The organism is Streptomyces sp. NPDC041968, from assembly GCF_055589025.1.
This window is the reverse complement of sequence record NZ_JBVJCB010000011.1, coordinates 45,353-67,589: the sequence shown is the minus strand read 5'-3', so window position 1 is coordinate 67,589 and position 22,237 is coordinate 45,353. Positions and strand designations below refer to the sequence as shown.

Here is a 22,237-nt window from a genome sequence, read left to right as displayed (position 1 = left end):
GGCAAGTTCCGCATCTTCGGACGGGAGGCGGGGCCTTAGACGTGCGTGAGGGGTCTTAGGGCACCGGCGTGCGCGCACGCCGGTGCCCTAAGACCCCTCGGGGACCACGGGGGATCAACCCACGGACGGCACGCTCAGCATGACGTCGGTGTACTTGAGCACGGCCAGGATCAGGCCGATCACGCCCAGCGCGACGCCGGCCCAGGAGACCGACTTGATCCACGCGGCCTGCGGCCTGCCGGGCACGCCGAACGCGGGCCGGACCAGCACCACGACGCCGACGATCAGCGCGATCAGCGCGAAGACACCGCCCCAGAGCGCGGTGGCCTGCCAGGCCTCGCCGTAGCCCTTCTCCAGCATGGTCTGGACGTTCGAGGACGAGGTCGTCTCCAGCTGGCCGAAGACCGACTCGCGGGCGGAGGCGACGGTGCCGACCCAGCTTCCCGTCAGCGACACGATGCCGAGCCCCGCGGAGACCACGGCGCCCGCGCCCTGGCCGACGCCGGTGGCGCCCTGGTCGACCGCGGCACCGGGGGCGGCGGCGTCGAGGTCCGCGTCGTCGGTGCTCTCACCGGTTCCGTCGGTGTCCGCGGTGTCCGCGGTGTCGTTCCGGGCGGCGTCGCCGTCGGCCGCGGTCTCGGGCCCGGTGGTCTCGGGAGACTCCGTGGCCTCGCCCGTCTTGTCCTTGTCGGTCTTCACGCCGGTCTCGTCCACTGTCTTCGTTCCCATGCCTCGCACCGTACGGACGCTGTCTGAGAGGTCCCTTAATGATCCTTGTGAGCGGCACGCGCGCGTGCCTCACGTGCCGCACGCCACTCGGGCGCGAGCACCGCCCACACCTCCGTGTCCTGGCGGGCACCCCGGTAGGGGAAGCTCTCGCGCAACACGCCCTCCCGCATCATGCCGAGTCGCCGGGCGGCGTTCACACTCGGGGTGTTGGCCGAGGACGCGTGCCACTCGACGCGGTGCATGCCGCGCTCGTCGAAGGCCCAGTCGATCAGGACCCGGGCTCCGCGGGTCACGAGGCCCCGGCCCGTTCCGGCGGGCTCCAGCCAGCAGCCGATCTCGCAGACGCCGGTGGCGGCGTCGAAGACGCGGTACAGCAGCCCTCCGACGAGCTTGCCGTCCAGCCACAGACCGTGCAGGAAGCCGCTGTCGGCGGCGTGCCGGTCGGCGTAGGACTGGAGGATCTGCCGGGCGGAGTCGACGTCGGTGGCCGTCGCCCCGAAGGGGATGTGCTCCGTGATGAACTCCCGGCCCCGCTCCAGGTGGGCCAGGAACTCCTCGGCGTGCCAGGTCTCCAGGGGGCGCAGTTCGGCTCCGTCGTCACCCAGTGGTATCGCGTACATCCCGCTGCCGTTCCTCCTCCGCAAGGACGACCGCCACTTCGGCGTCCGTCGCCGCGGCCAGCCTCTCATGGGCGGTGCGGGCCTCGGGCGGCTCGATGCTGATCCGCGGCAGGAACCGGTCCACCCGGCGCGGCAGCCACCAGTTGGCGCTGCCCAGCAGGTGCATCAGGGCGGGCACCAGGAGCGTGCGCAGGACGAAGGCGTCCAGGGCGACGGCGGCGGCGAGCGCGATGCCGAACATGGCGATCACCCGGTCGCCGCTGAGCACGAAGGCGAGGAACACCGAGATCATGATGACCGCGGCCGAGTTGATCACCCGGCCGGTCTCGGCGAGGCCGACCCGGACGGCCCGGCGGTTGTCGCCGGTCTCCAGCCACTCCTCGTACATCCGGCTGACCAGGAAGACCTGGTAGTCCATGGAGAGCCCGAAGAGCACCGACACCATGATGACGGGCAGGAAGGGTTCGATCGGGCCGGCGCTGCCGAGGCCGAGCAGCTCGCTGCCCCAGCCCCACTGGAAGATCGCGACGACGACGCCGAAGGAGGCGGCGACGGCGGCGACGTTCATCACGGCGGCCTTGACCGGGATGCCCACGGAGCGGAAGGCCAGCAGGAGCAGCAGGCAGCCGAGACCCACGACGACACCGACGAAGAGGGGAAGCTTGCCCACGATGACGCCGGCGAAGTCGTCGTAGCCGGCCGTCACCCCGCCGACGTGCACGTCGAGCGCGGTGCCGGTCTCGGCCCGCGGCAGCACCTCGGAACGCAGCCGCTCGACGAGGTCGCTGGTCCGCTGGGACTGCGGTGCCGACTCGGGTACGAGGGTGAGGAACGCGGTGTCACCGGCCGAGTCGTACGCCACGGGTGTCACCGAGGAGACACCCTCGGTGGCGCGCAGCGAGGCGTCGAGGTTGTCCAGGGCGAGCCGGTCCTCGGCCCCGCCGACCTTGGTGACCAGCGTGAGGGGACCGTTCACACCGGGCCCGAAGCCCTCGGCGAGGAGGTCGTAGGCCTGGCGCGTGGTGGTGCCCTTGGGGTCGTTGCCCTGGTCGGAGGTGCCCAGGCGCAGGTCGAGGGTGGGCAGTGCGAGGACGGTGATGACCACCAGGGCGACGGCGCCGAGCAGCTTGGGCCGGCGTTCGACCAGCGCCGACCAGCGCGCGGCGAAACCGGTCGGCGGCTCGGGCCGCGGCCCGTGCTCGGCGAGGCGACGCCGCTCGCGCCGGTTGAGGGCGCGCGGGCCGATGTACGACAGCAGTGCCGGGAGCAGGGTGACGGAGGCCGCGACGGTGAGGAGGACGGTCAGCGAGGCGGCGACGGCCACGCCGTTGAGGAAGCCGAGCCGCAGGATCAGCATGCCCAGCAGGGCGATGCAAACGGTGGCACCCGCGAAGACGACCGCGCGTCCCGTGGTCGCGACGGCGTTCTCGGCGGCCTCGGCCACCGACAGGCCCCGCTTCAGTCCGCGCCGGTGCCTGGTGACGATGAACAGCGCGTAGTCGATGCCGACGCCGAGTCCGATGAGGGTGCCCAGCATGGGCGCGAAGTCGGCGACGGTCATGACGTGCCCGAGCAGGGTGATCCCCGCGTAGGCGGTGCCGACGGAGATCAGCGCGGTCGCGATGGGCAGCACGGACGCGGCCAGGGAGCCGAAGGCGAGGAAGAGGACGACCGCCGCGACGGCCACTCCGACGGCTTCGGCGAGGTGGCCCTGTGGCGCCTCGGTGAGCGCGACGGCGCCGCCGCCGACTTCGACCTGGAGGCCGTCGGTCCCCGCCGCCCGCGCGGCGTCGACCACGGCCCGGGCCTCGGCCGCGTCGACGTCCTGGGAGGCGTCGGCGAAGGTGACGGAGGCGTACGCGGTGTCGTCGTCCTCGCTGATCAGGGGCGAGTCGGGATCGTCGTACGGGTTGGTGACCGAGGCCACCGAGGGCAGGTCCGCGATGCGGTCCAGGGTGCGGTTCATGGTCTGTTCGACGTCGGCGGCGCGCACGGTGCCGGTCGTCGTGTGCCAGACGATCGTGTCCCTCTCGCCGTCGAGGCCGGGGAAGCCGGAGGCGAGCAGCCGGGAGGCACGGTCGGAGTCGGTGCCGGGGACCCCGTAGTCGTTGGAGTACGCGGAACCCGTGAGCACGGCGGCCGTGGCGGCGCCGAGGAAGGCGACGAGCCAGAGCAGGACGGCGACGAGGCGGCGTCGGACACACCAGCGTGCAAGGGCTGCCACGAACGTGCTCCCAGGTGTCTGATTATGGATCTTTGACCGGGAACAGTCATTCATGGAGTGAACGGCCCGCAAAGAACGCATGAGCAATGCGACGTCACTCTTTCAGGCAGAAGTGATCGTTTGCGGAGTTCGTGGGCTTATTCACATGGCGGGCATGCCGAAGGGGGATGCATCGTCGCCGATGCATCCCCCTCGGAGCGCCTCAGAGTCCTGGTGTCAGCCCTCGACGCCCAGCTTCTGCAGGATCAGTTCCTTGACGCGGGCCGCGTCGGCCTGACCCCGGGTCGCCTTCATGACCGCGCCGACCAGGGCGCCGGCCGCGGCCACCTTGCCGCCGCGGATCTTGTCCGCGACGCCCGGGTTGCCGGCGATGGCCTCGTCGACGGCGGTGGTCAGCGCGCCCTCGTCGGAGACGACCTTGAGGCCGCGCTGGTCGACGACCTCGTCCGGCGTGCCCTCACCGGCGAGGACGCCCAGGATGACCTGGCGGGCCAGCTTGTCGTTCAGGTCGCCCTTGTTCACCAGCTCGGTGACCCGGGCCACCTGCTCCGGCGTGATCGCCAGCTCGTCCAGCGACTTCTGGGACTCGTTGGCGCTGCGGGCCAGCTCGCCCATCCACCACTTGCGGGCGGACGCCGCGTCCGCGCCGGCGTCGATCGTGGCGACGATCGGGTCCAGCGCGCCGGCGTTGAGGATCGACTGCATGTCGGTGCCGGAGATGCCCCACTCCTCGCGGAGCCGGTTGCGGCGCACCAGCGGCAGCTCGGGCAGGGCGGAGCGGATCTCCTCGACCCACTCGCGCGAGGGAGCCACCGGCACCAGGTCGGGCTCCGGGAAGTACCGGTAGTCCTCGGCCTCCTCCTTCACGCGGCCCGAGGTCGTGGACCCCGTGTCCTCGTGGAAGTGGCGGGTCTCCTGGATGATCGTGCCGCCCGAGGAGAGGACCGCCGCGTGCCGCTGGATCTCGAAGCGGGCCGCGCGCTCGACGGACCGCAGCGAGTTCACGTTCTTCGTCTCGGAACGGGTGCCGAACTTCTCCCGGCCGTGCGGGCGCAGCGACAGGTTCACGTCGCAGCGCATCTGGCCCATCTCCATGCGGGCCTCGGACACGCCGAGGGCACGGATGAGTTCGCGCAGCTCGCGGACGTAGGCCCGGGCGACCTCGGGGGCGCGCTCGCCCGCACCCTCGATCGGCTTCGTGACGATCTCGATGAGCGGGATGCCGGCGCGGTTGTAGTCGAGGAGGGAGTGCGAGGCGCCGTGGATACGGCCCGTCGCGCCACCGACGTGCGTCGACTTGCCGGTGTCCTCCTCCATGTGGGCGCGCTCGATCTGCACCCGGAAGGTCTCCCCGTCCTCCAGCTGCACGTCGAGGTAGCCGTCGAAGGCGATCGGCTCGTCGTACTGGGAGGTCTGGAAGTTCTTCGGCATGTCCGGATAGAAGTAGTTCTTCCGGGCGAAGCGGCACCACTCGGCGATCTCGCAGTTCAGCGCGAGGCCGATCCGGATCGCGGACTCGACGCCGGTCGCGTTGACGACCGGGAGCGCGCCGGGCATGCCGAGGCAGACCGGGCAGGTCTGGGTGTTCGGGTCGGCGCCCAGCGCGGTCGAGCAGCCGCAGAACATCTTGGTCTTGGTGCCGAGTTCGACATGGACCTCGAGGCCCATGACGGGGTCGTACGACGCCAGAGCGTCCTCGTACGACACCAGGTCGGTCGTGGTGGTCACGGTGAAACTTCCCTCTCAGCCCAGCAGGACGTCGTCGTCGCCCAGCCGCTTCAGCTCGCGGTAGAGGATGGCGAGGCCGGTGGCGATGGCGGCGGCGGACACGGCGGCGTCGACCAGACGGAGCGTGTCGCTCTCGGTGCGGGCCAGCTTCGCCTGCTTGGCGACGCTCAACGCGCCGAACGCGGTGGTGGCCATGGACAGGTACAGGCCGTTCTTGGACTTCTTGAAGCCCTTGGCCTTCGACATTGCCTTGCTCACAGCGACGGTGCCTCCTCGATCAGCGGGTGACCCCACTTTTCCACGAAGGCGGCCTCGACGGCGGCGCCGACCTTGTACAGCCGGTCGTCCTTCATGGCGGGGGCGATGATCTGCAGACCCACCGGCAGGTTGTCCTCGGGGGCGAGGCCGCAGGGCAGCGACATGGCCGCGTTGCCCGCCAGGTTGGTGGGGATGGTGCACAGGTCGGCCAGGTACATCGCCATCGGGTCGTCGGCGCGCTCGCCGATCGCGAAGGCGGTGGTCGGGGTCGTCGGGGAGACGATCACGTCGACCTGCTCGAAGGACCGCTCGAACTCCTGCTTGATGAGGGTGCGGACCTTCTGGGCGCTGCCGTAGTACGCGTCGTAGTAGCCGCTCGACAGGGCGTACGTGCCGAGCATGATGCGCCGCTTGACCTCGGGGCCGAAGCCGGCCTCGCGGGTCAGGGAGGTGACCTCCTCGGCGGAGTGCGTGCCGTCGTCGCCGACACGCGCGCCGTAGCGCAGGCCGTCGAAGCGGGCGAGGTTGGAGGAGCACTCCGAGGGGGCGATCAGGTAGTACGCGGAGAGCGCGAGGTCGAAGGACGGGCAGTCCAGCTCGACGATCTCGGCGCCCAGCTCCTTCAGCAGCTCGACGGACTCGTCGAAGCGCTGGATGACACCGGCCTGGTAGCCCTCGCCGCGGAACTGCTTGACGACGCCCACGCGCATCCCGGTGACGCTGCCGTTGCGGGCGGCCTCGACGACGGCGGGGACCGGGGCGTCGATGGAGGTGGAGTCCATCGGGTCGTGCCCGGCGATCACCTCGTGCAGCAGGGCCGCGTCCAGGACCGTGCGGGCGCAGGGGCCGCCCTGGTCGAGGGAGGAGGAGAAGGCCACCATGCCGTAGCGGGAGACGCCGCCGTACGTCGGCTTGACGCCGACCGTGCCGGTGACGGCCGCGGGCTGGCGGATGGAGCCGCCGGTGTCGGTGCCGATGGCGAGCGGCGCCTGGAAGGCGGCCAGGGCCGCGGAGGAGCCGCCGCCGGAACCGCCGGGGATCCTGGTGAGGTCCCAGGGGTTGCCGGTCGGGCCGTACGCGCTGTTCTCGGTGCTCGACCCCATGGCGAACTCGTCCATGTTGGTCTTGCCGAGGATGACGACGTCGGCGGCCTTGAGGCGCCGGGTGACGGTCGCGTCGTACGGCGGGATCCAGCCCTCGAGGATCTTCGAACCGACGGTCGTGGGGACGCCCTCGGTGGTGAAGATGTCCTTCAACGCGAGCGGCACACCGGCCAGCGGGCCGAGCTTCTCGCCCTTCGCCCGCTTCTCGTCGACGGCACGGGCCTGCGCGAGCGCGCCCTCGCGGTCGACGTGCAGGAAGGCGTGCACCTTCTCGTCGACGGCCTCGATGCGGGCCAGGTGGGCCTCGGTGACCTCGACGGCGGTCAGCTCGCCGGAGGCGATCTTCGCGGCGATCTCGGCCGCGGTGAGCTTGATGATGTCGCTCATGGCGGTTACTCCTCCCCCAGGATCTGCGGCACCTTGAAACGCTGCTGCTCCTGGGCCGGGGCGCCGGAGAGCGCCTGCTCGGGCGTGAGCGACGGACGGACCTCGTCCGGCCGCATGACGTTCGTCAGCGGGAGCGGGTGCGAGGTCGGCGGTACGTCTTGGTCGGCGACCTCGCTGACGCGGGCGACCGCGCCGATGATGTCGTCCAGCTGTCCCGCGAAGTGCTCGAGCTCTTCGGGCTTCAGCTCCAGACGCGCCAGCCGGGCGAGGTGGGCGACCTCCTCGCGCGTGATGCCAGGCATGCAGCGTTCCTCTGGGGTGAGTGTGTGCGGTTCGGGCCAATCGGCTCGTGCCCAATCCTATGGGGCGCGGTGCCGTGGCCGTTAAACGGTTTCCCCCGGGCGCCTTCCGGGGCGACGCGTCCCGGGGCCGGACAGGCCCATGGACCGGCTGAGGCCGGAGCCGGGCGGGCCCACGGACCGAGGCAGGCCGGGAGCCAGGGGGCCCAGCAGGCCGAACGGAGGCCGCAGGCCAGGCGGAGGCCGCAGGCAGGCCGCCAGCCGAGCCGAGGCGGCAGGCCGGCCGAAGGCCGCAAGCGGGGCGGAAGTCGTGGTCCGGACCCTGTCGGGGCCCGGGGCTCGCCGCAAGGTGGTGGGCGCGACGGGTGGGCGCCTCGGCGCCTCATCGGGCGGGCGCTCCCGGCGGGCGGCCGGTCACTCGTCGGTCGCCGCCACGGGCAGCGCGGCGGCCGGCCGCACCCAGCCGCGTGAGCCCCGCGCGCGCAGCCACGCCGTCGTCTCCTCCGGCGGCATCGCGGCCGCGACCAGCCAGCCCTGTACGGCGTCGCAGCCCAGGTCGCGCAGGCGTTCCCAGGTCTCGTCGTCCTCCACGCCCTCGGCGACGACGAGCAGGCCGAGGGAGTGGGCGAGGTCGACGGTGCAGCGCACGATCTCGGCGTCCTCGGTGTCGATGGCCAGCCGGGCCACGAACGAGCGGTCGATCTTCAGCTCGCTGACCGGGAGCCTGCGCAGGTGGACCAGGGAGGAGTAGCCGGTCCCGAAGTCGTCCAGGGACATCTTCACGCCGTGCCCGGTCAGCGCGTTGAGGGTGTCGGCGGCACGCTGCGGGTCCTCCAGGAGGACGTGCTCCGTGATCTCGAGCTGGAGCGCTCCCGCCGGGACCCCGTGCCGGGCCAGCCGGGCGGCCACCGAGCCCGCGAAGCCGGGGGTGTGCACGTCGCGCGGGGAGACGTTCACCGCGACCGGCACGAACAGGCCCTGGGAGCGCCAGCGGGCGACCTGGGCCAGCGCCGTCTCCAGTACGTACTCGGTGAGGTGGGGCATGAGCCCGGAGGACTCGGCGATGGCTATGAACTCGTCCGGCGGCACCTTGCCGCGCTCGGGGTGCACCCAGCGGACCAGCGCCTCCAGGCCCGCGACCTGGCCGTCGAAGCGCACCTTGGGCTGGTAGTGCAGCTGGACCTCGTGCGCGTCCAGCGCGCGGCGCAGGTCGCCCAGGAGCCCGAGCCGGTCCGGGGTGTTGGAGTCCCGCTTGGACTCGTAGACCTCGACGCCCGTGCGGTCCCGCTTCGCCTGGTACATCGCCACGTCCGCGCGGCGCAGCAGCCCCTCCGCGTCCAGCGCGTGGTCGGGGAAGACGGCGACCCCGGCGCTGGCCTCCAGCACGAGGGTGAGTCCGTCCAGGTCCAGCGGGGAGCTGAGCGCCGCCACGAGGCCCCGGGTGATCCGGGTCGCCGACGTGGTGGAGTCAGCGACGGGAAGTAAGACGGCGAACTCGTCGCCGCCGAGCCGCGCGGCCTCCGCCCCGCGCGGCAGCGCCTGCCGCAGCCGGTCGGCGGTCTGCAGCAGCAGCCGGTCGCCGGCCAGGTGTCCGAGCGTGTCGTTGACCGACCGGAACCGGTCGAGGTCGATCAGCAGCAGGGCGGAGCGGGCGCCGATGCGCTCGGCGTCGTCCAGCGCGGCCCACGTCCGCTCCAGCAGCCACTGCCGGTTGGGGAGCCCGGTGAGCGGGTCGCGCAGCTGCTCCTCGGCCCGGGCGCGGGCGATCCACAGCGTGGAGTCGAGGGCGATCAGCGGGATCGAGAACAGCGGCAGCAGCAGCGGCTTGGCGACGGCGACCACGCAGATCAGCGGGGCGATGCCGAGCAGCGCGACGGCGACCAGTCCGTGTCTGACCAGGGCGCTGCGGGCGACGGTGGGCAGGCCGGCGCGCGGTGTCTGCAGGTACCACAGCAGGGCGCGGGTGACGGCGAGGTAGGCGACCGCCACGAGCACCACCTTGGGCACCGCGTACACGCCCCAGGTGTTCGGGTCCCAGGGGTGCTCCACGGTCGGTACGGAGCCGCAGACACCCAGCAGCAGGGCACCGGCGGCGATGCCGAGGATGTCCACCGCGCCGTGCAGGACGCCCTGCCGCCAGCGGCCCCGGCGGGCCACACCGACCAGGACCACGACCGTGAGGCTGACCATGCCGGCCGGGACCCACCCGTAGAGCAGCAGCACGGAGAGGGTGAGGGCGGCGCCCGAGCCGGTGCCGCCCCACCAGCGGGAGCGGCCGAGCATGACCAGGTGGCCCACGACGATGCCGGTCAGCACGGCCAGCGACCAGCCGGCGATGCCGGACGGGAAGAGGGCGTTGCCGTCGGTGAAGGCCCGGTAGAAGCCGGCGCCCAGTACGAAGGCGGCGGCCGCGACGACCGCCGAGGGCAACGCGGGCCACTGCGGGTGCCGTTCGCCCCCGGTGTCGGACAGGGCTGCGGGGGGACGGGCGGCCGGCGGCGCGGAGTTGCGGGCGTCCGCCGCGGGATGCGGTGCGCCACCACCGTGCTGCCCGAGCCACCGGCTCACGCGCCACGCGCCCACCCTGTGGCGCACGCGCAGCCGTGAGCCCGCGGCGGCGCTCTCGGTCGGTTCCATTCCCGTCCCTCTCACAGCCGGCGGTGCCCACGCCACGCGGTCCCCGCCTCGACCACCGTCAACGGCTCCGCGTCGGACAACCCTTCCCCCTGTCCCTGCGGGGCAGGAGAATGCCCCGACCGCAGCTGAGCACGGCAGGCGCACATCTCAACAGTAGGCCGCGGAGGGCCTCCTGGGGCACCGGTCGCCGACGGTTGCCCGAATGCGACCCGGCCACCCGTATGCATCTGGTATGCGCCGAACGGGTGGCCTTCAACCGCTATTCCTCGGCCGAAAGCGCCGCCCCGGCCGCGGCGTCGGGCCCCTGTTCGAGCAGGACGGTGAAACCGTCCTCGTCCAGGACCGGCACCTTCAGTTGCATCGCCTTGTCGTACTTCGACCCGGGGCTGTCGCCGACCACGACGAACGAGGTCTTCTTGGAGACCGATCCGGTCACCTTGGCACCCCTGCTCTGCAGGGCGTCCTTGGCTCCGTCCCGGGTGAAGTTCTCCAGGGTGCCGGTGACGACGACGGTGAGCCCTTCGAGCGGGCGTGGGCCCTCGTCCTCGCCGGTGGACCGGTCCTCCAGCGGGACTCCGGCCGCCTTCCACTTGCGGACGATCTCGCGGTGCCACTCCTCGGCGAACCACTCCTTGACGGCGGCGGCGATGGTGCCGCCCACCCCGTCCGTGGCCGCCAGCTCCTCTTCCGTCGCCTGCTCGATGCGCTCCATGGACCGGAACTCCCGGGCCAGCGCCTGCGCGGCGACGGGACCCACGTACCGGATGGACAGGCCGTTGAGGAAGCGGGCGAGGGGGCGGGTCTTGGCTTCCTCGATGTGCTTCAGCAGGGCGAGGGTGTTCTTCTTGGGCTCGCCCTCCTTGTTGGCGAAGACCGTGGCGATCTTCTCCTCGCCCGTCTTCGGGTCGCGCTTGGGCAGCCCGCTGTCCGGGTCGAGGACGTACGCCCTGATGGGCAGCAGCTTCTCGACGGTGAGGTCGAAGACGTCGCCCTCGTCCACCAGCGGCGGGTCGGCCGGCTCCAGCGGCGCGGTCAGCGCGGCGGCCACGACGTCGCCGAAGTGCTCGATGTCCAGGCACTCGCGGCCGGCGAGGTAGGAGAGGCGGCCGCGCAACTGGGCCGGGCACTTCTGGGCGTTGGGGCAGCGGAGGTCGATGTCGCCCTCCTTCATGGCCTTCAGCGGCGTCCCGCACTCGGGGCACTCGGCCGGCATCACGAACTCCCGCTCGCTGCCGTCCCTCAGGTCGGCGACCGGTCCGAGGATCTCCGGGATCACGTCACCGGCCTTGCGCAGCACGACGGTGTCGCCGATGAGCACGCCCTTGGCCTTGACGACCTCCTGGTTGTGCAGCGTGGCGAACTCCACCTCGCTGCCGGCCACGGTGACCGGCTCGACCTGCGCGTACGGCGTGACGCGGCCGGTGCGGCCGACGCCCACCTTGATGTCGACGAGCTTGGTGTTGACCTCCTCCGGCGCGTACTTGTAGGCGATGGCCCAGCGCGGTGCGCGCGCGGTCGAGCCGAGCCGCCCCTGGAGGCGGATCTCGTCGAGCTTCACGACGACGCCGTCGATCTCGTGCGCCACGGAGTGGCGGTTCTCGCCGTAGTACGCGATGAACTCGCGTACGCCGTCGAGGCCGTCGACCACCCGGTTGTGCGGGGAGGTGGGCAGGCCCCAGGTCTTGAGCAGGTCGTAGCCCTGGGAGAGGCGGGTCATGCCCTGGTAGCCCTCCAGGACGCCGATGCCGTGGACCACCATGTGCAGCGGGCGGGTGGCGGTGACGCGCGGGTCCTTCTGGCGCAGCGAACCGGCCGCCGCGTTGCGCGGGTTGGCGAAGGGCTTGTCCCCCGCCTCGTTCAACCGGGCGTTGAGTTCCTGGAACTTCTCCATCGGGAAGTAGACCTCGCCGCGGATCTCCACCAGGTCGGGGACCTCGTCGCCCCGCAGGCGCTCGGGGATGTCGGCGATGGTCCGGACGTTGGGCGTGATGTCCTCGCCGGTGCGGCCGTCGCCGCGGGTGGCCGCGCGCACCAGGCGGCCGCGCTCGTAGGTGAGGTTGACGGCGAGTCCGTCGACCTTCAGCTCGCACAGGAAGTGGTACTCCTGCTCGCCCAGCTCCTTGGCGATGCGCTCGGTCCAGGCGGCGAGCTCCTCGTCGTTGAAGGTGTTGTCGAGGGAGAGCATGCGGGAGCGGTGCTCCACGGCCGTGAACTCGGTCGCGTAGGACCCGGCGACCTTCTGGGTCGGGGAGTCCGGGGTGCGCAGCTCCGGGTACTCCTCCTCCAGCTCCTCCAGGGAGCGCAGCAGCCGGTCGAAGTCCGCGTCGCTGACGACGGGGGCGTCCTTCACGTAGTACCGGAAGCGGTGCTCCTCGATCTGCTCAGCGAGCTGCACGTGCTTCTCGCGCGCCTCGGCGGGCACGCTCGTCGTCTCCGCTTGCTTGTCGCCGGCCACCGTGTGGTCCTCCCGTTACTCTGGGTTGTCCGCGAGGGATCTCGCCGCCCGGACGCAGTGGGCGAGCGCACGGCGGGCGTACTCGGGGGACGCGCCCGCGAGTCCGCACGACGGGGTGACCGTCACCGCCTCCGCGAGCAGCCCCGGATGCAGCCCCAGCCTGCGCCACAGCGTCCTGACACCCATGACGCTACCGGCAGGGTCTGACAATGCGGCGTCCGTGCCGGGCACGACACCGGCGAACAGCCTGGTGCCTCCTTCGACCGCCTCGCCGATCGCCTCGTCGTCACGCTCGGTGAGGAGCGAGAAGTCGAAGGAGACGCCCGCGACGCCGGCCCGGCGCAGCAGGGCGAACGGCACGTCGGGTGCGCAGGAGTGGACCACGACGGGGCCGTCGCCGTGCACCGCGGCGGTGTCGCGCAGGGCGGCCTCGACGACCTGCCGGTCGACGGCCCGGTGCGTGCGGTAGCCGCTGGCGCTGCGCACCTGGCCGCGCAGGACGGCGGTGAGGGACGGCTCGTCGAGCTGGAGTACGGGCCGGGCGCCCGGGATCCGGCGGCTGACCTCGTCGAGGTGCAGGCGCAGTCCCTCGGCGAGCGAGGCGGCGAGGTCGCGGCAGGCACCGGGGTCGGAGAGGACGGCCTCGCCGTTCCTGAGTTCCAGCGCGGCGGCGAGTGTCCAGGGGCCCACCACCTGGACCTTGACCGGTCCCTCGTAGCCCTGGGTGAACTCCTCCAGGGCGTCGAGGTCCTCGCGGAGCCAGGCACGGGCCCGTTTGGTGTCCCGTCCCGGCCGGTCGCCGAGCCGCCAGCCGCTGGGTTCCACGCGTGCGTACAGCTCGACGAGCATTCCGGCGGTGCGGCCGATCATGTCGGCACCGGGGCCACGGGCGGGCAGTTCGGGGAGGAAGGGGAAGTCCTCGAAGCTGCCGGTGGCGGTTTTCACGGCCTCGCGGGCGTCCTGACCCGGCAGGGAGCCGATGCCGGTGGCGGGGCCGAAGGCGGGCTGGCTGATTTCAGTCACCGCAGCAGCCTACGAGTCACCGCGGCAGCCTACCGAACGGCCCGGCGCCGTCACCGCCCCGGCCGCACCGTCAGGTCGTTGACCTCCGCGTCCCGCGGCAGGTCCAGGGCCATCAGGACCGTCGTGGCCACGGACTCGGGATCGATCCACTTCGAGGGGTCGTACTCCTTGCCCTCCTGCTGGTGCACCTTGGCCTGCATGGGGCTGGCGGTCCGCCCGGGGTAGACGGAGGTGACGCGCACGCCGTTCGCGTGCTCCTCCTGGCGCAGGGCGTCGGCCAGCGCCTTCAGGCCGTGCTTGGAGGCGGCGTAGGCGGACCAGCCGGCGTGCGCGTTGAGGCCGGAACCGGAGTTGACGAAGAGCACCTGGCCCTGGGCGACGCGCAGCTGCGGCAGGAAGAGGCGGGTCAGCTCGGCGGGGGCGACGAGGTTGACGTTGAGCTGGCTGCGCCACGTCTTGGGGGTGAGGTCGCCGACCGGACCGAGGTCGACCACCCCGGCGATGTGCAGCAGCGAGTCGACCCGCCCGGGCAGCGTCTGGTGCGAGAAGGCCCAGGAGAGCTTGTCGGGGTCCGCGAGGTCGCCGACCAGCGTCTTCGCGCCGGGGAACGCGGCGGCCAGTTCCTTGGCGCGGCCCGCGTCGCGCGCGTGGAGCACGACCTCGTCGCCGCGCTCGTGCAGGCGGCGGGTGACGGCGGCGCCGATGCCGGAGCCCGCTCCGGTGATCACATGTGTAGCCATGCCCGCCATGCTCGCATCACCGCGGGCTCACTCGATGCCCTGGCTCTCCTCCAGGTAGGCCAGCGCCCCGACCGGCTCCTCGGCGAAGAGCACCAGCTCGGTGAGGGGACGCGGCAGGAAGCCCTCGTCCTCCATGCGGCGGAACTGCTCCTTGAGGCCGTCGTAGAAGCCCGCCGTGTTGAGCAGGACGACCGGCTTGTCGGTGTGCCCGTGCTTCTTCAGCTCCAGGATCTCCGTCGCCTCGTCCAGGGTGCCGGTGCCGCCCACCATGATCACCACGGCGTCCGCCTTCTCCAGCAGCAGCCGCTTGCGCTCGGCGAGGTCCTTGGCGATCACCATCTCGTCGGCGCCCTGGCGCGCCGTGGCCGCCAGGAAGTCCACCGAGACCCCGAGCAGCCGCCCCCCGGCCTCCTGCACTCCGTCGGCGACCACCTTCATGAGGCCGACGTCGGAACCGCCCCAGACGAGGGTGTGGCGGCCCTTCCCGAGCAGTTCGGCGAACTCCTTGGCGGGGCGCGTGTAGCGCTCGTCGAGGTCGGCGGCGGAGAGGAAGACGCAGATGTTCATGGGGGCCACGGTACGTTCGGCCCTCCGCCGGGAAGAACCCGGCTTCCGGGCGCGCTGTAGCGACCGGGGCCAGCACCGACCGAGGAGGACCGTCGTGACCAAGGGACACCGCATCACCGTCGAGCCGAGCGACCGGCATGTACGCGCGGTCCACGGCGACCAGGTTCTGGCGGAGAGCGACGGGGCGCTTGTCCTGCGCGAGACGGGCTGTCCCGACCGCTACTACATCCCGGCCGAGGACGTACGGTTCGACCTGCTGACGCCGTCCGCCACCCGCACCCACTGCCCGTTCAAGGGCGACGCGACCTACTGGTCGCTGCCGGACGCGGCGGATCTGGTCTGGGCGTACCCGGACCCGAAGCCGGACGTGCGGGAGATCAAGGACCACCTCTGCTTCTACGACGTCGAGGTGTCCTGACCGCCTCGTGTCCTGAGCGATGAACCGCGTGCCGTAGGGCAGTCTGCTCAGGCATGGAGCACACTTCTTCGCGCGACGGCACGCGCATCGCCTACGCACGCACCGGGCAGGGGCCCGCGGTCGTCCTGGTCAGCGGCGCGATGTCCACGGGGGCCACGGTCGCGCCGCTGGCCGCCGGGCTGGCGGACCGCTTCGACGTCACCGTGTACGACCGCCGGGGTCGCGGGGAGAGCGGCGACACGGAGCCCTACGCGGTGGAGCGCGAGGTCGAGGATCTGGCGGCGCTGATCGAGGCGGTGGGCGGCGAGGCCTCGCTGTACGGCGTCTCGTCGGGCGGCGCGCTGGTGCTCCGCGCGGCGGCGAGCGGCCTGCCGGTGCGCCGGGTCGCCGTGTACGAGGTGCCGTACGCCATGGACGACGAGGCCGCGCGGACCGGCGCCGAGTACACCGAGCGGCTGACCGAGGCGCTGGGGCGGGGGCGGCGCGGGGAGGCGGTGGAGCTGTTCCTGAGGCTCACGGGCCTCGGCGAGGAGATGATCCGCAGCGCCCGCCAGTCCCCCATGTGGGCGGGGATGGAGTCGGTCGCGCCGAGTCTGGCCTACGACGACGCGGTGATGGGCGACCACCGGGTGCCCCGGTCCGTGCTCGCGTCGGTCACCGCGCCCCTGCTGTCCCTGGCGGGCGGCGCGAGCGCGGAGTGGATGCGCGAGGCCGCGAGGACGGTCGCCGAGGCGGCCGAGCGGGGCACGTACCGCACGCTGGAGGGCCAGTCCCACAGGGTGGAGCCGGGCGTGCTGGCGCCGGTCCTCGCGGAGTTCTTCGCCGGGTGAGCGGAGCGGGGGCGCCGCTCCGGCTCAGGCCACGCCGGCCGTCGCGCGCGTGGTGGACGCGATCGTCGCCGAGCCCACCACGCGCGTGCCGTCGTAGAGCACGATCGCCTGGCCGGGCGCGACGCCGCGCACCGGCTCGGCGAACGACACCTCCAGGGCGCCGTCGACCAGTTCGGCCCGTACCTCGGTCTCACCGCCGTGGGCGCGGAGCTGGGCCGTGTAGGTGCCGGGGCCGGTCGGGGCGGCGCCGCACCAGCGGGGCTTGATCGCCCGCAGCCCGCTGACGTCCAGGGCGTCGGCCGGGCCCACCGTCACCGTGTTGGTCACCGGGGAGATGTCCAGGACGTAGCGGGGCTTGCCGTCGGGGGCCGGGGTGCCGATCCTGAGCCCCTTGCGCTGGCCGATGGTGTAGCCGTACGCCCCCTCGTGGGTGCCGAGCCGGTTGCCCGCCTCGTCGACGATGTCGCCCTCGGCCTTGCCGAGCCGGTCGGCGAGGAAGCCCTGGGTGTCGCCGTCGGCGATGAAGCAGATGTCGTGCGAGTCGGGCTTCTTGGCCACCGCGAGTCCCCTGCGCTCGGCCTCCGCGCGGATCTCGTCCTTGGTGGTGAGGGTGTCGCCGAGCGGGAACAGGGCGTGGGCGAGCTGGCGGTCGTCGAGCACACCGAGGACGTAGCTCTGGTCCTTGGCCATGTCGGAGGCGCGGTGCAGCTCCCGGGTGCCGTCCTCGCGCAGGATCACCTTGGCGTAGTGGCCGGTGCACACGGCGTCGAAGCCGAGCGCCAGGGCCTTGTCGAGCAGCGCGGCGAACTTGATCTTCTCGTTGCAGCGCAGGCAGGGGTTCGGGGTGCGGCCGGCCTCGTACTCGGCGACGAAGTCCTCGACCACGTCCTCCCGGAAGCGGTCGGCGAGGTCCCACACGTAGAACGGGATGCCGATGACGTCCGCCGCGCGGCGGGCGTCCCGCGAGTCCTCGATGGTGCAACAGCCGCGGGCGCCCGTGCGGAAGGACTGCGGGTTCGCGGAGAGCGCGAGATGGACGCCGGTCACGTCGTGCCCCGCCTCGGCCGCGCGGGCGGCGGCGACGGCGGAGTCGACTCCGCCCGACATGGCGGCGAGGACGCGGAGGGGACGGGTGCGCTGCGGGGAGTCAGTCATAACCCCTCCAGGGTACGGGGAGGCGGGAACCGGAGCGCGCGCGTATCCGTTCACGATCACATGGGGGCGAAGCACGAATCGACAGGCGCATCCTCCGGCGGGCCCGGGGACGCGGACCGGCGCATCGGCCGGCGGGCGCTGCTCGTCGGCGGTGCCGCGGCGGCCGTCGGCACCGCCGTGCTGGCGCGCGACGAGCTGGCCCGCCTGTGGTGGCGCGCGCCGGGGGTGGAGAAGCCCCGCGAGGAGGGCGCGGTCGACTACGGCGGCGCGCGCTGGGTGGCGGCCTCGGACGCGAACTGGCGGCGTGCCGACCGGCCCGACGACTTCGGCGTCGACATGGTGATCGTCCACGTCACGCAGGGCAGTTTCGCCAGCGCGGTGAAGGCGTTCCAGGACCCGGACCACCAGGCGGCCACGCACTACATCGTGGGGCAGGACGGACGCGTCACCCAGATGATCCGCGAGCTGGACGTGGCCTACCACGCGGGCAACCGCGACTACAACGAACGCAGTGTCGGCATCGAGCACGAGGGCTTCGTGGACCGCCCGCAGGACTTCACCGACGCGATGTACGCGGCCTCCGCGCGGCTCACGGCGGGGATCTGCGCGCGGTACGACATACCCCTGGACCGCGAGCACATCCTCGGTCATGTGGAGGTGCCGGGCACCGACCACACCGACCCGGGGCCGCACTGGGACTGGGACCGGTACATGAAGCTGGTCCGGCGGGCGGCGACGAGCGCGCCGCCGAGCCCCTCGCCCGGCCGCACCGGCACCTGAACCCCCGGGACCCGGTCCGCCCTAGCTGAGCCCGGCCGCGCGGGCCCGTTCCACCGCCGGGCCGATGGCCTTGGCCAGCGCCTCGACGTCGGCCCGCGTGGAGGTGTGGCCGAGGGAGAAGCGCAGGGTGCCGCGGGCCAGGTCCGGGTCGGTTCCGGTGGCCAGCAGGACGTGGCTGGGCTGGGCGACGCCCGCGGTGCAGGCGGAACCGGTGGAGCACTCGATGCCCTGGGCGTCGAGCAGGAGCAGCAGGGAGTCGCCCTCGCAGCCGGGGAAGGTGAAGTGGGCGTTGGCCGGGAGGCGGCCCTCCGGTGCGGGATCGCCGCCGAGGATCGCGTCGGGGACCGCCGCGCGGACCGCTTCGACCAGGTTGTCGCGCAGGGCGCCGATCTCGCGGGCGAACCACTCGCGCTGCTCGGCGGCGAGGCGGCCGGCGACCGCGAAGGAGGCCACGGCGGGGACGTCGAGGGTGCCGGAGCGCACGTGGCGTTCCTGGCCGCCGCCGTGCAGGACCGGTACGGGGCTGTACTCACGGCCGAGGAGCAGCGCGCCGATGCCGTAGGGGCCGCCGATCTTGTGGCCGGAGAGCGTCATGGCGGCGAGCCCGGAGGCGGCGAAGTCGACCGGGAGCTGGCCGACGGCCTGGACCGCGTCGGAGTGCAACGGGACGTCGAACTCGGCGGCCACGTCGGCGAGTTCACGGATCGGCATGATCGTACCGATCTCATTGTTGGCCCACATGACGGTGGCGAGGGCCACGTCGGCGGGGTCGCGGGCGATGGCCTCGCGCAGCGCTTCGGGGTGGACGCGGCCGTGGGCGTCCACCGGCAGGTACTCGACCGTCGCACCCTCGTGCTCGCCGAGCCAGTGGACCGCGTCGAGGACCGCGTGGTGCTCGACGGGGCCGGCCAGGACCCGGGTGCGGGCCGGGTCGGCGTCGCGGCGGGCCCAGTACAGGCCCTTGACGGCGAGGTTGTCGGCCTCGGTGCCGCCGGAGGTGAACACCACCTCGCTGGGCCGGGCACCGAGGGCCTCGGCGAGGGTCTCGCGGGCCTCCTCGACGGTGCGCCGTGCGCGGCGGCCGGACGCGTGCAGGGAAGAGGCGTTGCCGGTGACGCTCAGGTGCGCGGTGAGAGCCTCGACTGCCTCGGGAAGCATCGGGGTGGTCGCGGCGTGGTCGAGGTAAGCCATGGTGACGCCGATTCTACGGGGCGGCCCCACCCGGCCTCGGACCAGATCCGGTCTGTCCCCTCGTCTCACAGGCTCCAGGACATCGTGTCGTCCGCGGCCATGAAGGCCACCAGGACCAGCAGGTCGGCGACGCCCAGGCCGAGGCCGAGGAGGGCCCGGCCGCGGCGGGCGGTGCCGCGCCACAGGGCGACGCTCGCCAGGGCGATGGCGATCGGGCCGAGGAAGACGTTGAGGACGAGCAGGCCGAGCAGGCCGAGGACGAAGGCGGCGACGGCCATGCCGTCGGTGTCCCGGATTCCGGTCCGGCGGGTGGCCGGTGCGGTGAGCTGCATGGTGTTCTCCCTACTGTGCTGCGGGTCCGTGCGTCAGTGGGCGGAGGTGCTCCGCCGGCGGCCGTGCCGCTCGCGGAGCGCGAAGACGCCGAGCCAGACGGCGATGACCGCGCCGACGGCGACGGAGAAGGTGAGCGGCGCGTGGGCGACGGTGCCCAGCACCACGCCGAGGAGCAGGAGGGCGGCGACGAGAAACAGCATGGAGCGGATCCCCCAACCTTCGGTGAACGGTTGTAGTTACAGTTGTTCACTGACTACCCAGCCTAGCGCGCGTCACGACTTTCCCTTTACGGAGAACAGTTGTTAACTGCATGGCATGAGTCACATCTCCGGCGTCCGGCAGGCCCAGAAGCAGAAGACCCGGCAGGCGCTCCTGGACGCGGCTCTCGGACTGCTGGAGGAGCAGAGCCTGAGCAGTCTCGGTCTGCGGGAGGTCACCCGCGCCGTGGGCGTCGCTCCGACCGCCTTCTACCGGCACTTCCGTTCCACGGCCGACCTCGGCGTGGCGCTGGTGGAGGAGGCGCTGGGCAGCCTGCACCCGATGATCCGGACCACGGTGTCACCGGCCGAGGACAGCGACGAGCGCATCGCCCGCGCGATCGGGCTGATCGCCGGTCATGTGGCCGCGCACCCGGCCCACGTCCGCTTCATCGCCCGCGAGCGGCACGGCGGGGTGCAGCCGGTGCGGGAGGCCATACGGGAGCAGCTGGCGCGGTTCGCCGAGGAGGTGCGGGCGGAGTTGGCCAAGGACCCCGCCTCGGCCCGGTGGAGCGACGCCGACCTGCGGATGCTGGCCGGCCTGTACGTCGACCAGATGCTGATCACGGCGTCGCTGTTCCTGGAGGCGCTGGAGGCGACGGAGGCGCCGGAGGAGGAACGCCGGCGCGCCACCGACACCGCGACCCGCCAGATGCGGCTCATCAGCGTCGGCCGGCGGCACTGGCTGGACTGACGGGGCGCCCCGGGGCGTTTCGCGTGGCGGCGGCGTGCGTCTGTCACCCCCGGTCGCCGGGGACGGCGGATCAGCCGAGCCGGACCCGGGCCAGCTGGCGGGACTGGGCCACCAGGCGGTCGGCGCTGTCCCAGACCTCGGCGTCCTCCTCCAGGAAGCCGCCGGCGAGGTTGCGCGTGGTGATGGCGACGCGCAGCGGGCCCGGCGCCGGACGGCACCGCACGTGCACGGTCAGCTCGACCGTCGGCACCCAGCCCTTGAGCCCCAGCTCGAAGGCGGTCGGGGGCAGCGCGTCCACCGCGAGGAGCAGCGACAGCGGGTCGGCGTCGCGGCCGTCGGCGAGCCCGAACCAGGCCCGCATCTCGCCCTTGCCCGAGGGCTGGCCGAGGGCCCAGCCCAGCGTGGCGGGGTCGAGCTTGAGCATCAGCCGGTCGGCGATGGCGGAGCTGCCGTCGACGGGGGCGGGGCCGTCCTGCGGGCCGAAGCACTGGTCCATCGGCGGGATCGCCGGCGGCTTCGCCGAGGTGCGGACGTCGTCGGGCAGCGTGCCGAGGTCGCCGTAGGAGGCGAGGACGCGGATGCGCTCGACCTCGTTGCCCTCGTCGTCGTACTGGAAGAGCGAGGCCTGCCCCGTCGAGAGGGTGCGTCCCGCGCGGACGGTCTCGGTGCGCACGACCGCCGGGCCCGGCTGCGAGGCGGTGAGGTAGTGCGCCGAGACGGTGAAGGGGTCGGGGTGCGGGAGCGCGTCCGCGAGGGCGCGGCCCAGCACGGCCAGCAGATAGCCGCCGTTGACGGCGCTGATGATCGTCCAGCCGGCGGACAGGTCGATGTCGTAGACGCCCGGGGCGCGCCGGGAGACGGCGGTGTCCCGGTCGAACTCGCTGTCGCCGATGGTGGCACGGGTGACCGCTGCGGAGGCTGCTTCTGGCATGGCTGCACGGTACAACAGAGAGGCTACTAAGCGGTAGCTTTTGGCGAGTCCGGCGAAGGGACGTCGCCTTCCTCGCGCTCGCGGAGGTACGCCGCCAGTTCGGCCGCCCCCGCCAGCATCGCCCGCCCGCGGGCGGAGACCCGGCCGTGCCAGTCGCGCAGGGTGGCCTCCAGCGGTTCCGGGCCGCCGGCCGTCCGCACCCGCTCGATCACGGGCGCGATCTGGTCCAGCAGGTACCCGCCCCGTCTGAGCAGGTGGACCAGGCGGGCGTCCCGCACGTCGGCCTCGGCGTAGAGGCGGTATCCGGTCAGCGGGTCCCGGCGCGGGCGCACCAGCCCGGCGCGTTCCCATGTGCGCAGCGTCGCGGGCCGGATGCCCAGCTCCGCCGCCAGCGCCCCGACGAAGGTGCGGCCCGCGCCGGCACCGGCGGCCTCCGCGCCCGGCGCGGGTGCCGAACCGCGCTCCACCGCGGGCGCCAGGTCGCGCAGCGCGTCCGCCACGGCTCGCAGGGTCCGCCGGTCGTCGAGGAGCCGGGCGTGGCTCTCGTCGACGAGCCGGAGGGCCTCGTCCGTGGCGCCCCGGTTCACGGCCCGCATGATCGACGCCGCGGACCGGTGCCCGTGGCCCGGTACCAGGGCGAGGAACGCCGCCAGCGCCTGCGCGTGCACCGGGGTGTAGGTGCGGTAGCCGTGGGCCGTGCGGCCGGCGGCGGGGAGGATGCCGTCCTCCTCGTAGTTCCTGACGGCCTGGGTGGACAGACCGTGCCGACGCGCCAGGTCGATCGGCCGCATAGGGACCTCGCTTTGAAGGCTCTGGGCGTGCAGCCCCATGGTATTCGGCAAAAGTCTCAACCGAATCTTCAACGATACCTTTGAAGG

The 22,237-nt window shown here is 72.6% G+C and carries 22 protein-coding genes; 4 read left to right on the top strand and 18 right to left on the bottom strand.

Annotated elements, in window-relative coordinates:
- Positions 1–114: 114 nt before the first annotated feature.
- The 12 genes from ACZ6EG_RS25730 to ACZ6EG_RS25675 form a co-directional block, all read right to left on the bottom strand.
- The gene (locus ACZ6EG_RS25730; protein ID WP_391971882.1) at positions 115–729 is read right to left on the bottom strand and encodes a hypothetical protein; all 615 of its coding nucleotides are present in this window, start codon (positions 727–729) and stop codon (positions 115–117) included.
- Positions 730–764: 35 nt separating this feature from the next.
- The gene (locus ACZ6EG_RS25725) at positions 765–1,349 is read right to left on the bottom strand and encodes a GNAT family N-acetyltransferase (RefSeq protein WP_356610501.1); all 585 of its coding nucleotides are present in this window, start codon (positions 1,347–1,349) and stop codon (positions 765–767) included.
- Positions 1,327–3,573 carry an MMPL family transporter gene (locus tag ACZ6EG_RS25720; RefSeq protein ID WP_391971883.1) on the bottom strand — a complete coding sequence of 749 codons (2,247 nt, stop codon included), beginning with the start codon at positions 3,571–3,573 and terminating at the stop codon, positions 1,327–1,329. Before ACZ6EG_RS25720 ends, ACZ6EG_RS25725 begins: the two co-directional genes overlap by 23 nt.
- Positions 3,574–3,789: 216 nt before the next feature.
- Positions 3,790–5,301, bottom strand: a complete 1,512-nt coding sequence (gene gatB, locus ACZ6EG_RS25715; protein WP_391971884.1) for an Asp-tRNA(Asn)/Glu-tRNA(Gln) amidotransferase subunit GatB — start codon at positions 5,299–5,301, stop codon at positions 3,790–3,792.
- A 15-nt stretch (positions 5,302–5,316) separates the two neighbouring features.
- Positions 5,317–5,559, bottom strand: a complete 243-nt coding sequence (locus ACZ6EG_RS25710) for a hypothetical protein (RefSeq protein WP_391971885.1) — start codon at positions 5,557–5,559, stop codon at positions 5,317–5,319.
- The gene (gene gatA, locus ACZ6EG_RS25705) at positions 5,556–7,049 is read right to left on the bottom strand and encodes an Asp-tRNA(Asn)/Glu-tRNA(Gln) amidotransferase subunit GatA (RefSeq protein WP_391971886.1); all 1,494 of its coding nucleotides are present in this window, start codon (positions 7,047–7,049) and stop codon (positions 5,556–5,558) included. The genes ACZ6EG_RS25710 and gatA overlap by 4 nt, the downstream gene beginning before the upstream one ends.
- A 5-nt stretch (positions 7,050–7,054) precedes the next feature.
- On the bottom strand, positions 7,055–7,351 hold the full coding sequence (gene gatC / locus ACZ6EG_RS25700; RefSeq protein ID WP_003973500.1) for an Asp-tRNA(Asn)/Glu-tRNA(Gln) amidotransferase subunit GatC: 297 nt from the start codon (positions 7,349–7,351) through the stop codon (positions 7,055–7,057).
- Positions 7,352–7,762: 411 nt separating this feature from the next.
- Complete coding sequence (locus ACZ6EG_RS25695; protein ID WP_391971887.1) at positions 7,763–9,985, bottom strand: putative bifunctional diguanylate cyclase/phosphodiesterase; 2,223 nt, start codon at positions 9,983–9,985, stop codon at positions 7,763–7,765.
- A 259-nt stretch (positions 9,986–10,244) separates the two neighbouring features.
- On the bottom strand, positions 10,245–12,440 hold the full coding sequence (gene ligA, locus ACZ6EG_RS25690) for an NAD-dependent DNA ligase LigA (RefSeq protein WP_469607947.1): 2,196 nt from the start codon (positions 12,438–12,440) through the stop codon (positions 10,245–10,247).
- Positions 12,441–12,455: 15 nt separating this feature from the next.
- Complete coding sequence (locus tag ACZ6EG_RS25685; RefSeq protein ID WP_391971889.1) at positions 12,456–13,463, bottom strand: methionine synthase; 1,008 nt, start codon at positions 13,461–13,463, stop codon at positions 12,456–12,458.
- Positions 13,464–13,513: 50 nt separating this feature from the next.
- Entirely contained in the window at positions 13,514–14,212 is a 699-nt protein-coding gene (locus tag ACZ6EG_RS25680; RefSeq protein WP_391971890.1) for an SDR family oxidoreductase, read from the bottom strand.
- Positions 14,213–14,230: 18 nt separating this feature from the next.
- Positions 14,231–14,770: an LOG family protein gene (locus ACZ6EG_RS25675; RefSeq protein WP_391971891.1), complete on the bottom strand. Its 540-nt coding sequence runs from the start codon at positions 14,768–14,770 to the stop codon at positions 14,231–14,233.
- Positions 14,771–14,864: 94 nt separating this feature from the next.
- Here ACZ6EG_RS25675 and ACZ6EG_RS25670 point away from each other — a divergent pair, with 94 nt between their 5' ends.
- Both ACZ6EG_RS25670 and ACZ6EG_RS25665 read left to right on the top strand, forming a co-directional pair.
- Complete coding sequence (locus ACZ6EG_RS25670; RefSeq protein ID WP_356610491.1) at positions 14,865–15,188, top strand: DUF427 domain-containing protein; 324 nt, start codon at positions 14,865–14,867, stop codon at positions 15,186–15,188.
- Between the two features lie 53 nt (positions 15,189–15,241).
- Entirely contained in the window at positions 15,242–16,018 is a 777-nt protein-coding gene (locus tag ACZ6EG_RS25665; protein ID WP_391971892.1) for an alpha/beta fold hydrolase, read from the top strand.
- Positions 16,019–16,042: 24 nt separating this feature from the next.
- On the opposite strand, the gene mnmA is transcribed toward ACZ6EG_RS25665, so the two are convergent.
- Entirely contained in the window at positions 16,043–17,173 is a 1,131-nt protein-coding gene (gene mnmA, locus ACZ6EG_RS25660; protein ID WP_391971893.1) for a tRNA 2-thiouridine(34) synthase MnmA, read from the bottom strand.
- A 60-nt stretch (positions 17,174–17,233) separates the two neighbouring features.
- On the opposite strand from mnmA, the gene ACZ6EG_RS25655 reads away from it, so the two are divergent.
- On the top strand, positions 17,234–17,953 hold the full coding sequence (locus tag ACZ6EG_RS25655) for an N-acetylmuramoyl-L-alanine amidase (protein WP_469607941.1): 720 nt from the start codon (positions 17,234–17,236) through the stop codon (positions 17,951–17,953).
- 21 nt (positions 17,954–17,974) lie between these two features.
- Here ACZ6EG_RS25655 and ACZ6EG_RS25650 read toward each other — a convergent pair whose 3' ends face one another.
- The 3 genes from ACZ6EG_RS25650 to ACZ6EG_RS25640 form a co-directional block, all read right to left on the bottom strand.
- A complete protein-coding gene (locus tag ACZ6EG_RS25650; RefSeq protein ID WP_469607938.1) occupies positions 17,975–19,144 on the bottom strand; it encodes a cysteine desulfurase family protein in 1,170 nt (389 codons plus the stop codon).
- Positions 19,145–19,209: 65 nt separating this feature from the next.
- The gene (locus tag ACZ6EG_RS25645; RefSeq protein ID WP_356610486.1) at positions 19,210–19,476 is read right to left on the bottom strand and encodes a DUF4190 domain-containing protein; all 267 of its coding nucleotides are present in this window, start codon (positions 19,474–19,476) and stop codon (positions 19,210–19,212) included.
- A gap of 33 nt (positions 19,477–19,509) precedes the next feature.
- Positions 19,510–19,677 carry a hypothetical protein gene (locus ACZ6EG_RS25640; RefSeq protein ID WP_356610485.1) on the bottom strand — a complete coding sequence of 56 codons (168 nt, stop codon included), beginning with the start codon at positions 19,675–19,677 and terminating at the stop codon, positions 19,510–19,512.
- A 115-nt stretch (positions 19,678–19,792) separates the two neighbouring features.
- Between ACZ6EG_RS25640 and ACZ6EG_RS25635 the strand changes: the two genes are divergently transcribed.
- Positions 19,793–20,428: a TetR family transcriptional regulator gene (locus tag ACZ6EG_RS25635; RefSeq protein ID WP_391971895.1), complete on the top strand. Its 636-nt coding sequence runs from the start codon at positions 19,793–19,795 to the stop codon at positions 20,426–20,428.
- Positions 20,429–20,498: 70 nt separating this feature from the next.
- On the opposite strand, the gene ACZ6EG_RS25630 is transcribed toward ACZ6EG_RS25635, so the two are convergent.
- Both ACZ6EG_RS25630 and ACZ6EG_RS25625 read right to left on the bottom strand, forming a co-directional pair.
- A complete protein-coding gene (locus ACZ6EG_RS25630) occupies positions 20,499–21,359 on the bottom strand; it encodes a thioesterase family protein (RefSeq protein ID WP_391971896.1) in 861 nt (286 codons plus the stop codon).
- Between the two features lie 26 nt (positions 21,360–21,385).
- Positions 21,386–22,150, bottom strand: coding sequence for a TioE family transcriptional regulator (locus ACZ6EG_RS25625; RefSeq protein WP_469607933.1), 765 nt, complete (start codon positions 22,148–22,150; stop codon positions 21,386–21,388).
- Positions 22,151–22,237: the final 87 nt, after the last annotated feature.

Coding starts and splice junctions, on each gene's coding strand:
- ACZ6EG_RS25695 (WP_391971887.1), bottom strand. CDS start 9,985: ATGGAACCGACCGAGAGCGCCGCCGCGGGCTCACGGCTGCGCGTGCGC.
- ACZ6EG_RS25630 (WP_391971896.1), bottom strand. CDS start 21,359: ATGCCAGAAGCAGCCTCCGCAGCGGTCACCCGTGCCACCATCGGCGAC.
- ACZ6EG_RS25650 (WP_469607938.1), bottom strand. CDS start 19,144: ATGGCTTACCTCGACCACGCCGCGACCACCCCGATGCTTCCCGAGGCA.
- ACZ6EG_RS25635 (WP_391971895.1), top strand. CDS start 19,793: ATGAGTCACATCTCCGGCGTCCGGCAGGCCCAGAAGCAGAAGACCCGG.
- ACZ6EG_RS25645 (WP_356610486.1), bottom strand. CDS start 19,476: ATGCAGCTCACCGCACCGGCCACCCGCCGGACCGGAATCCGGGACACC.
- gatC (WP_003973500.1), bottom strand. CDS start 7,351: ATGCCTGGCATCACGCGCGAGGAGGTCGCCCACCTCGCCCGGCTGGCG.
- mnmA (WP_391971893.1), bottom strand. CDS start 17,173: ATGACTGACTCCCCGCAGCGCACCCGTCCCCTCCGCGTCCTCGCCGCC.
- gatA (WP_391971886.1), bottom strand. CDS start 7,049: ATGAGCGACATCATCAAGCTCACCGCGGCCGAGATCGCCGCGAAGATC.
- ACZ6EG_RS25675 (WP_391971891.1), bottom strand. CDS start 14,770: ATGAACATCTGCGTCTTCCTCTCCGCCGCCGACCTCGACGAGCGCTAC.
- ACZ6EG_RS25640 (WP_356610485.1), bottom strand. CDS start 19,677: ATGCTGTTTCTCGTCGCCGCCCTCCTGCTCCTCGGCGTGGTGCTGGGC.
- ACZ6EG_RS25655 (WP_469607941.1), top strand. CDS start 17,234: ATGGGGGCGAAGCACGAATCGACAGGCGCATCCTCCGGCGGGCCCGGG.
- ACZ6EG_RS25625 (WP_469607933.1), bottom strand. CDS start 22,150: ATGCGGCCGATCGACCTGGCGCGTCGGCACGGTCTGTCCACCCAGGCC.
- ACZ6EG_RS25730 (WP_391971882.1), bottom strand. CDS start 729: ATGGGAACGAAGACAGTGGACGAGACCGGCGTGAAGACCGACAAGGAC.
- ACZ6EG_RS25680 (WP_391971890.1), bottom strand. CDS start 14,212: ATGGCGGGCATGGCTACACATGTGATCACCGGAGCGGGCTCCGGCATC.
- ACZ6EG_RS25665 (WP_391971892.1), top strand. CDS start 15,242: ATGGAGCACACTTCTTCGCGCGACGGCACGCGCATCGCCTACGCACGC.
- ACZ6EG_RS25725 (WP_356610501.1), bottom strand. CDS start 1,349: ATGTACGCGATACCACTGGGTGACGACGGAGCCGAACTGCGCCCCCTG.